Annotated in this window: 1 protein-coding gene; it reads right to left on the bottom strand. The window is 41.8% G+C overall.

Annotated features, from left to right (window positions below):
• Positions 1–3,058 (bottom strand): DUF1542 domain-containing protein (locus tag O3801_RS08465; RefSeq protein ID WP_371454671.1); only part of this gene is annotated, 3,058 nt, incomplete at both ends.

Raw genomic sequence — 3,058 nt, 5'->3', positions numbered from 1 at the left:
TGGGTCTACAGCTTTTACTTCTGTTGTTCCGTTATCCTTAGCTTGGTCTACTTCTGCATTTGTTGTCGAGTTGTCGATCGTTTCTTTCGCTGCATCTGCTTTGGTTTTCGCTTCTTGCTTAGCTGCGGCTTTTTCTTCGCTTGTTAAGTCTGTGCGAGCATCTATCTCATCATTCTTAGCTTTCAGAGATTCATCGATTGCTTTCTTAGCTTCTGTTTTTGCTACTGGTTGTGGATTTACTGAAGTTACTTCTGACGTTCCGTTATCCTTAGCTTGATCTACTTCTGCGTTTGTTGTCGCATTATCGATCGCTTCTTTCGCTAAGTCTGCTTTTTTCTTAGCTTCTTCTTTTGCCGCAGTTTTCTCTTCATCTGTTAAGTCTGTGCGAGCATCTATCTCATCATTCTTAGCTTTCAGAGATTCGTCAATTGCTTGTTTCGCAGCTGGTTTTGCTACTGCTTCTGGATTTACATTGTTTACTTCTGTTGTTCCATTAGTCTTAGCTTGGTCTACTTCTGCGTTTGTTGTCGCATTGTCGATTGCTTCTTTCGCTGCATCTGCTTTTTTCTTAGCTTCTTCTTTTGCCGCAGTTTTCTCTTCGTCTGTTAAGTCCGTACGTGCGTCAATCTCGTCGTTCTTAGCTTTCAGAGCTTCGTCAATTGCTTGTTTCGCAGCTGGTTTTGCTACTGCTTCTGGATTTACATTGTTTACTTCTGTTGTTCCATTAGTCTTAGCTTGTTCTACACCCTCGTTTGTTGGCGCGTTGTCGATCGTCTCTTTCGCTGCGTCTGCTTTTTTCTTAGCTTCTTCTTTTGCTTTAGCTTTTTCTTCGTCTGTTAAGTCTGAACGCGCATCGATTTCATCATTCTTAGCTTTAAGCGCATCGTCGATCGCTTCCTTAGCTTCTGTTTTCGCTACTGGTTGTGGGTCTACAGCTTTTACTTCTGTTGTTCCGTTAGCCTTAGCTTGTTCTACTCCTGCGTTTGTTGGCGCATTATCGATCGCTTGTTTTGCTGCATCGGCTTTTTTCTTAGCTTCTTCTTTCGCTTTAGCTTTTTCTTCGTCTGTTAAATCCGTACGTGCGTCAATCTCATCATTCTTAGCTTTAAGAACGTCTTCGATTGCTTTCTTAGCTTCTGTTTTCGCTACTGGTTGTGGGTCCACAGCTTTCACTTCTGTTGTTCCGTTAGCCTTAGCTTGTTCTACTTCTGCGTTTGTTGGCGCGTTATCGATTGCTTCTTTTGCTGCGTCTGCTTTAGCTTTAGCGTCTTTCTTAGCTACAGTTTTTTCTTCATCTGTTAAGTCGTTGTTCGCGTCGATCTCGTCATTCTTAGCTTTAAGCGCATCGTCGATCGCTTTCTTAGCTTCTGTTTTCACTACCGGTTGTGGGTCTACAGCTTTTACTTCTGTTGTTCCGTTAGCCTTAGCTTGTTCTACTCCTGCGTTTGTTGTCGCATTATCGATCGCTTCTTTTGCTGCATCGGCTTTCTTCTTAGCTTCTGCCTTAGCCGCCGTTTTTTCTTCGTCCGTTAAGTCTGTACGTGCGTCTATCTCATCGTTCTTAGATTTCAGAGCATCGTCTATTGCTTTTTTCGCAGCTGGTTTTGCTTGTGCCGTTGGATTTACTGAATCTACACTTGTTGTTCCATTAGTCTTAGCTTGTTCCACTTCTGCGTTTGTTGTCGCATTATCAATTGCTTCTTTCGCTGAATCAGCTTTCTTCTTAGCTTCTGCTTTAGCCGCAGTTTTCTCTTCATCTGTTAAGTCTGTACGTGCGTCTATCTCATCGTTCTTAGCTTTAAGTACTTCGTCTATTGATTGCTTAGCTGCTGGTTTCTTAACTGCTACTGGATTCACTGAATCTACACTTGTTGTTCCTGCAGTCTTAGCCTGCTCCACTTCTGCGTTTGTTGTCGCATTGTCGATTGCTTCTTTCGCTGCATCTGCTTTGGCCTTTGCTTCTGCTTTGGCCTTAGCTTTCTCTTCGGCTGTTAAATCATCATTTGCATCTATTGCATCTTCTTTCGCTTTTAATGCATCATCTATTGCCTGTTTAGCTGCTGGTTTTTTAGCTGCTTCTGGGCTAAACGAATTTACATCACTTAAACCAGATATACTATTTACATCAACTTTAATATCTGTATCTGCTGCATCAATCGCTTCTTTCGCCTCATTAGCTTTGTTTTCTGCTTCAGCTTTTGCTGCAGTTTTCTCTTCAGTTGTTAAATCATCTCGAGCATCAATTTCTTCTATTTTCTTCTCTAGAGCTGCATCAATTGCTTTTTTAGCCTCTGATTTCTTAACTGGTTCTGGACTAAATGAATTTACATCACTTAAACCAGATATACTATTTACATCAACCTTAATGTCTGTATCAGCTTCATCGATTGCTTGCTTAGCCGCATCTGCTTTGGCCTTTGCTTCTTCCTTAGCTGCTTGTTTTTCTTCTGCTGTTAAGTCATTGTTCGCATCAATTTCTGCTTCTTTAGCTTTAAGTGCTTCATCAACTGCTTTTTTAGCCTCCGGTTTCTTAACTGCTACTGGATTCAATGAGTTTACATCTGCTACCCCAGTAGTTTTTGCATTTTCAACATCAGCATTTGTTGTCGCTTTATCAACTGCTTGTTTTGCTGCATCTGCTTTGGCTTTAGCTTCTTCCTTAGCTGCTATTTTTTCCTCAGCTGTCAGATCATCTCGAGCATCGATTTCTGCTTCTTTGGCTTTAAGCGCATTATCAATCGCTGTCTTAGCTGCTGGTTTCGCTACTGGCGTTGGATTTACATTGTTTACTTCTGTTGTTCCATTAACCTTAGCTTGTTCTACTCCTGCGTTTGTTGTCGCATTGTCAATCGCAGTCTTCGCTGCAGCTGCCTTATCTTGCGCTTCTTGCTTAGCTGCTGCTTTTTCTTCTGCTGTTAAGTCGTTGTTTGCTTCAATTTCTTTAATCTTCTCAGCTAACGCGTCTTCTACTGCTTTCTTAGCCGCTGGTTTCGCTACTGGCGTTGGATTTACATTGTTTACTTCTGTTGTTCCGTTAGCCTTAGCTTGTTCTACTCCC

It is taken from the genome of Gemella sp. 27098_8_149 (genome assembly GCF_041433745.1).
In the GTDB taxonomy this organism is placed as follows: Bacteria; Bacillota; Bacilli; order Staphylococcales; family Gemellaceae; genus Gemella.
This window is presented reverse-complemented; position numbering and strand designations above follow the sequence as displayed.